At 72.5% G+C, this 5,486-nt stretch carries 7 protein-coding genes; all 7 read left to right on the forward strand.

The features are described 5' to 3' along the window. A partial coding sequence (locus MZTS_RS23505; protein ID WP_192285671.1) for a response regulator occupies positions 1–426 on the forward strand: 426 nt, incomplete at its 5' end. 31 nt (positions 427–457) lie between these two features. Further along, positions 458–937 (forward strand): chemotaxis protein CheW, encoded by a 480-nt coding sequence (locus MZTS_RS23510; protein ID WP_192285672.1) that lies wholly within the window; start codon positions 458–460, stop codon positions 935–937. A gap of 43 nt (positions 938–980) precedes the next feature. After that, positions 981–1,370 (forward strand): response regulator, encoded by a 390-nt coding sequence (locus tag MZTS_RS23515; protein ID WP_246482250.1) that lies wholly within the window; start codon positions 981–983, stop codon positions 1,368–1,370. A 131-nt stretch (positions 1,371–1,501) separates the two neighbouring features. Continuing rightward, positions 1,502–2,653 (forward strand): protein-glutamate methylesterase/protein-glutamine glutaminase, encoded by a 1,152-nt coding sequence (locus MZTS_RS23520; RefSeq protein WP_009866366.1) that lies wholly within the window; start codon positions 1,502–1,504, stop codon positions 2,651–2,653. Then, positions 2,653–3,507 (forward strand): CheR family methyltransferase, encoded by an 855-nt coding sequence (locus tag MZTS_RS23525; protein WP_009866367.1) that lies wholly within the window; start codon positions 2,653–2,655, stop codon positions 3,505–3,507. Before MZTS_RS23520 ends, MZTS_RS23525 begins: the two co-directional genes overlap by 1 nt. Before the next feature lie 59 nt (positions 3,508–3,566). Further along, complete coding sequence (gene pxpB, locus MZTS_RS23530; RefSeq protein ID WP_192285676.1) at positions 3,567–4,301, forward strand: 5-oxoprolinase subunit PxpB; 735 nt, start codon at positions 3,567–3,569, stop codon at positions 4,299–4,301. Next, positions 4,298–5,332: a 5-oxoprolinase subunit C family protein gene (locus MZTS_RS23535; RefSeq protein ID WP_192285678.1), complete on the forward strand. Its 1,035-nt coding sequence runs from the start codon at positions 4,298–4,300 to the stop codon at positions 5,330–5,332. The genes pxpB and MZTS_RS23535 overlap by 4 nt, the downstream gene beginning before the upstream one ends. Positions 5,333–5,486 lie beyond the last annotated feature (154 nt).

Consider the following 5,486-nt stretch of genomic DNA (forward strand, 5'->3'; position numbering starts at 1 on the left):
GACGACTGGGCCCGCGGGCCGCGCAAGACCGTGGTCAAGGCGCCCTCGCTGCTGCTGGTCGACGACTCGGCCTTCTTCCGCGACATGCTCACCCCCGTCCTCAAGGCGGCGGGCTACGGCGTGACCGCCGCTTCGTCGGCCGACGAGGCCCTCGGCCTGCTCAAGAGCAATCCGGGCATCGACCTCGTGGTCAGCGACCTCGAAATGCCCGGCCGCAGCGGCTTCGACCTCATCGCCGCCATGCGCGGGGCCGGCGGCCGCTTGGCCGAACTGCCGGTCATCGCCCTGACCGGTACGGTCGGGGCCGACGTGATCGAGCGGGCGCGGCGCCTCGCGATCAGCGACCTCGTGGCCAAGTTCGACCGCAGCGGTCTGCTCGCCGCGCTGGCGGAGATCGGTGACCCCGATCTCGCCAAGGCCGCCTGAGACCCGAATGGACCGAGAAGGAGAAGCCGCCATGCAGGCCGCTAACGGCAACGGCGTCCCGGCCGACACCACCGACTACGTCACGGTTTTCGTCGGCGAGACCATGTTCGGGCTCACCATCGACCGGGTGCACGACGTGTTCGTGCCCGCCGGCATCACCCCGGTGCCCCTGGCGCCCAAGGAGATCGTGGGCCTGCTCAACCTGCGCGGACGGGTCGTGACCGCCCTGTGCCTGCGCCGCCGGCTCGGCCTCCCGAGCCGCGAGGCGGGGGCGGCGCAGATGGCCATCGGCCTGGAGCAGGCGGGAGAGACCTTCGCGCTGATCGTCGACGGTGTCGGCGAGGTGCTCAAGCTCACCGCCGACACGCAGGAGCCGGTGCCGATCAATCTCGATGCCCGCTGGCGCGACCTCTCCCTCGGCGTCCACCGCCTCGACGGGCGCCTTCTCGTCATCCTCGACGTCAACGCGCTGCTCGCCTTCGGCGATGCCCGCGAGGCAAAGGCGGCCTGAGGTGAGCGACGCGCCCGTCAAGACCGACACGAGCCGGACAGCCCTGGGCAAGTCCGCGCTGATCGTCGACGACTCGGCGGTCATCCGCAAGGTCGCCCGCCGCATCCTCGAGACGCTCGACTTCAGCGTTCGGGATGCGGAGGACGGAAGGACGGCCCTTGCGCTCTGCGCCGAGGCGATGCCGTCGGTGATCCTGCTCGACTGGAACATGCCGAACATGGACGGCTACGAGGTGCTGCGCCACCTGCGGCAATCCCCCTCCGGCGACCGGCCGAAGGTGCTGTTCTGCACCACGGAGAACGATATCGGCGCCATCGCCCGGGCCCTGCGCGCCGGCGCCGACGAGTACATCATGAAGCCTTTCGACCGGGAGATCATGATGGCCAAGCTGGACCAGGTCGGCTTCCCGATGCGCCCGTCGCAGGCCGCCTGATCCCGCACGGCGTCCGAGCGACGACGATATCCGCCGTCCCGAAGGGATCGACCGGCTTCCGGTTGAGACCGACCCTACGCCTCCGGGGACCGTGAGGTTTCCGTGTTCCCTGTCCCCGAAGTGAGGCCTCCATGCCGGCATCCCCCGCCGTCGCACATGCCCCGGCGGCGCGCAGCCCCATCAAGGTACTGGTCGCCGACGATTCGGCGGTCGTGCGCGGGCTCGTGTCGCGCTGGCTCGGCGAGGCGGGCCACGAGGTGGTGGCCACCGCCCCCAACGGACGCGCAGCCGTGGATGCCCTCGCCCGGTGCTCTCCCGACGTGGTGCTGCTCGACATCGAGATGCCGGAGCTCGACGGCATTCAGGCCCTGCCGCTGATCCTGGCCAAGCAGCCGGGGGTCCAGGTCGTGATGATGTCGACCCTGACCCAGCGCAACGCCGACGTGTCGCTGCGCTGCCTCTCGCTCGGCGCCGTCGACTACATCCCCAAACCGGAGAGCAACCGCGGCGTCACCACCTCGGACGGGTTCCGCAACGACCTGATCGAGCGCATCCGGGTCTTCGGTACCGCCCGCGCCCGACGCCGGACGGCCCTGGCCCCGGCCGAGGTTCCGTCCGCGGCGTCTCACCCCGCGGCGGCGCCCGTCTCCCGACTGTCGGGGGCGGTGACGCTGCGTCCGCGCCCGCGCAGCGTGGCGGCCCCGCGCGCCCTGCTGATCGGCTCCTCGACCGGCGGGCCCCGGGCGGTCGGCGAGGTGTTGGAGAAGATCGGGGCGCCCACCCTGCGCCGCCTGCCGGTCCTGATCGTGCAGCACATGCCGCCGGTCTTCACCGCGGTCTTCGCCGAGCATCTGAGCGCCCGGGTCGGACTGCCCGCCGCAGAGGGCAAGGCTGACGAGCGGGTGCAGCCGGGCCGGATCTACGTCGCCCCCGGCGGGCGCCACATGCGGCTCGCCGGCACCGCCGCCGAGCCGGTGATCCGCCTCGACGACGGGCCACCCGTCAATTTCTGCCGCCCGGCGGTGGACGTGATGTTCCTCGACGCCGCCACCCTGTTCGGCGGGGCGACGCTGAGCGTGATCCTCACGGGTATGGGCTCGGACGGCACGGCGGGGGCCCGCGCCCTGGTCGAGGCCGGCGGCATCCTGCTCGCCCAGGACGAGGCGACGAGCACGGTCTGGGGGATGCCCGGCAGCGTCGCCAAGGCCGGCCTCTGCCACGCTCTGCTTCCCCTGCCCGAGATCGGACCGGCGTTGCGCAGCGCGATCGCGGAGCGGGCCTGATGACCGAGGCCGATTTCGCGTTCCTGCGCGAATACCTCAGGAAGCGCTCGGGACTCAGCCTCGGGCCGGAGAAGCGCTATCTCGTCGAGAGCCGGCTGACGCCGATCTGCCGCCGCTTCGGGATCGCCACCCTGGCCGACCTCGTCGGCACCCTGCGGCTGTCGCGGGAGGGGCCGCTGGAACGGGCGGTGGTGGAGGCGATGACCACCAACGAGACGTTCTTCTTCCGCGACCGCGTGCCGTTCGACCTGTTCCGCGAGGTGCTGCTGCCCAAGGCCATCGCCGCCCGCGCGCCCCAGCGCCGCCTGCGGATCTGGTCGGCGGCGGCTTCCACCGGCCAGGAGCCCTATTCGTTGGCCATGATGATCCACGAGGCCGGCGCGCAGCTCGCCGGCTGGCAGGTGGAGATCGTCGGCACCGACCTCTCGACCGAGGTGCTGGAGAAGGCGCGGCTGGGCCTCTACAGCCATTTCGAGGTGCAGCGCGGCCTGCCGGTTCAGCTTCTGGTGAAGTATTTCACCCAGATCGGCGAGCAGTGGCGGCTCAACCCCGCGATCACCGGCATGGTGAGCTTCAAGCCGCTCAACCTGCTGCAACCGTTCGAGCATCTCGGCCAGTTCGACATCGTCTATTGCCGCAACGTGCTGATCTATTTCGACGCCCCGACCAAGACCGACGTGCTCGACCGGATCGCGAAGGTTCTGACCCCCGACGGCGCGGTGCTGCTCGGTGCCGCCGAGACGGTGATCGGCCTCACCGATTCCCTGGTGCCCGACCCCCAGCATCGCGGGCTCTACCGCCAGACCGCCGTCGGGCGGCCTGCGATGACCCACCGCCTCGCCGCAGGTTTCTGAGCGATTGCCGCCGCCCGACCTGCTGCCGTCGGGCCGGATCCGGCTCTAGAGTGCGGGGCATGACCTACGACGCGCCGCGACTGCTCGCCTGCGGGGATACCGCCTTCACCATCGAGTTCGCGGCGGGGATCGAGGCCGAGGCGGGCGCCCGCGTGATGGCGCTCGATGCGCTTCTCGCGGAGCGCGCGCTGCCTGGTGTCCTCGAAACCGTGCCGACCTATCGGTCGCTGACGGTGCATCTCGATCCCCTCGTGGCCGACCCGGCCGAACTCGGCCGCGCCGTGCTGGCGCTCGCGGGCGAGGCGCTCGCCCCCCTTCCCGCCGCGCGGCTATGGCGGATCCCCGTGGTCTATGGCGGCGCGTTCGGGATCGATCTGGAGGCGGTCGCCGCCCATCACGGCCTCACGCCGGAGGCGGTGATCGCGCGCCACAGCGCCCCCGAATACCGGGTGGCGATGATCGGCTTCCTGCCCGGCTACGCCTATCTCGCCGGGCTCGATCCCGGCCTCGTCCTGTCCCGGCGCCCGAGCCCGCGGCCGGTGACGCCCGCCGGCACCGTCTCCATCGGCGGCGCCCAGGCCCTGGTGGCGAGCATCCCCGCCCCGAGCGGCTGGCATCTCCTCGGCCGCACCCCCGTCAAAACCTTCGTCCCGAAGCGCGACCCGGCCTTCCTGCTGCGCCCCGGCGACCGGGTGCGCTTCGTGCCGACCGCGCCGGAGCGCTGGGACGCGCTGGCCGCCGCGGCGGAGGCCGGCGAGACGGTGGCCGAGCTGTGCGAGGCGGCGGAGGCATGAGCCCGCGCCTCCACCTCGCCCGCCTGAGCGGCGCTGCCTCGCTGCAGGATGCGGGCCGGCACGGCTTCCTGCGGTTCGGCCTCTCGGCCTCCGGGCCGATGGACCCGGTCGCCTTCGCGGCCGCCAATCTCCTCGTCGGCAACGGGCCCGATGCGGCGGTCATCGAGTTCGGGCTGGCCGCCGCGACCCTGCGCGTCGAGGGCGGGCCGGTGCGTCTCGCCTTCGCGGGCGCGGTGGGCGGCCTGAGCCTCGACGGTGAGCCGATCGCCGCGCACCGGTCCTTCCTCCTGCGGGAGGGCGCGGAACTGACGGTCGCGCGGCCGCGGGACGGCGTCTTCGCCGTGCTCGCGGCCTCCGGCGGCTTCCCCGTCCCGAGGGTGATGGGCAGCCGCTCGCTGCATCAGCGGGCGGCGCTCGGCGGATGCGACGGGCGCCCCCTGCGGGAGGGCGACCGCCTGCCGCTCGGACCCCTGCCGCCTTCCGGCGAGGCGGAACGCTGCCTCGATCCGGTCGCGCTGGAACGGGGGGAGCCAATTCGCGTCGTGCTCGGCCCCCAGGACGACCACTTCCCGCCGGACGGCCTCGCGACCTTCCTCGGCCGCGATTTCACCGTCTCGAACCGGGCCGACCGGATGGGCTATCAGCTCGACGGGCCGGAAATTGCCCACGGCGCGCAGGGCTTCAACATCGTTTCCGACGCGACGGTGGCGGGATCGGTGCAGGTGCCGGGCTCGGGCCGGCCCATCGTCCTGCTCGCCGACCGCCAGACCACCGGCGGCTACCCGAAGATCGCCACCGTGATCTCCGCCGACCTGCGGCGGATCGCCCAAAGGCGGCCCGGCGAGACCGTGCGCTTCGAGGCCGTCGACCTCGCCGCCGCCACGCGCCTCGCCCGCGCCCGGGGCGCGCATCTCGCCGGGCTCGCCGCCCGCCTCAGGTCGGTCGAGAGCGAGGCCGAGCGGCTGATGGCCGCCAATCTCGCCGGCGAGGCGGTGGATGCCTTGGGGCCAGGGGAGGCAGGGGAGGAATGACGGTCGGCGGGGCCGAAACCCATCCTGGCGCGTTGTCGGGCCATGTCGCGCGCACCCCGAACCACGTCCGAGCCGCCCCGCCTCGGCTTCTGCTGCACCTTCATCCCGGATCCGGACCCGCAGCACAAAACCCTCAAGGCCGCCAAGGATGCGG

It is taken from the genome of Methylorubrum zatmanii, from assembly GCF_014845115.1.
GTDB classification, from domain to species: Bacteria; Pseudomonadota; Alphaproteobacteria; order Rhizobiales; family Beijerinckiaceae; genus Methylobacterium; species Methylobacterium zatmanii.

Coding starts and splice junctions, on each gene's coding strand:
- MZTS_RS23510 (WP_192285672.1), top strand. CDS start 458: ATGCAGGCCGCTAACGGCAACGGCGTCCCGGCCGACACCACCGACTAC.
- MZTS_RS23520 (WP_009866366.1), top strand. CDS start 1,502: ATGCCGGCATCCCCCGCCGTCGCACATGCCCCGGCGGCGCGCAGCCCC.
- MZTS_RS23525 (WP_009866367.1), top strand. CDS start 2,653: ATGACCGAGGCCGATTTCGCGTTCCTGCGCGAATACCTCAGGAAGCGC.
- pxpB (WP_192285676.1), top strand. CDS start 3,567: ATGACCTACGACGCGCCGCGACTGCTCGCCTGCGGGGATACCGCCTTC.
- MZTS_RS23535 (WP_192285678.1), top strand. CDS start 4,298: ATGAGCCCGCGCCTCCACCTCGCCCGCCTGAGCGGCGCTGCCTCGCTG.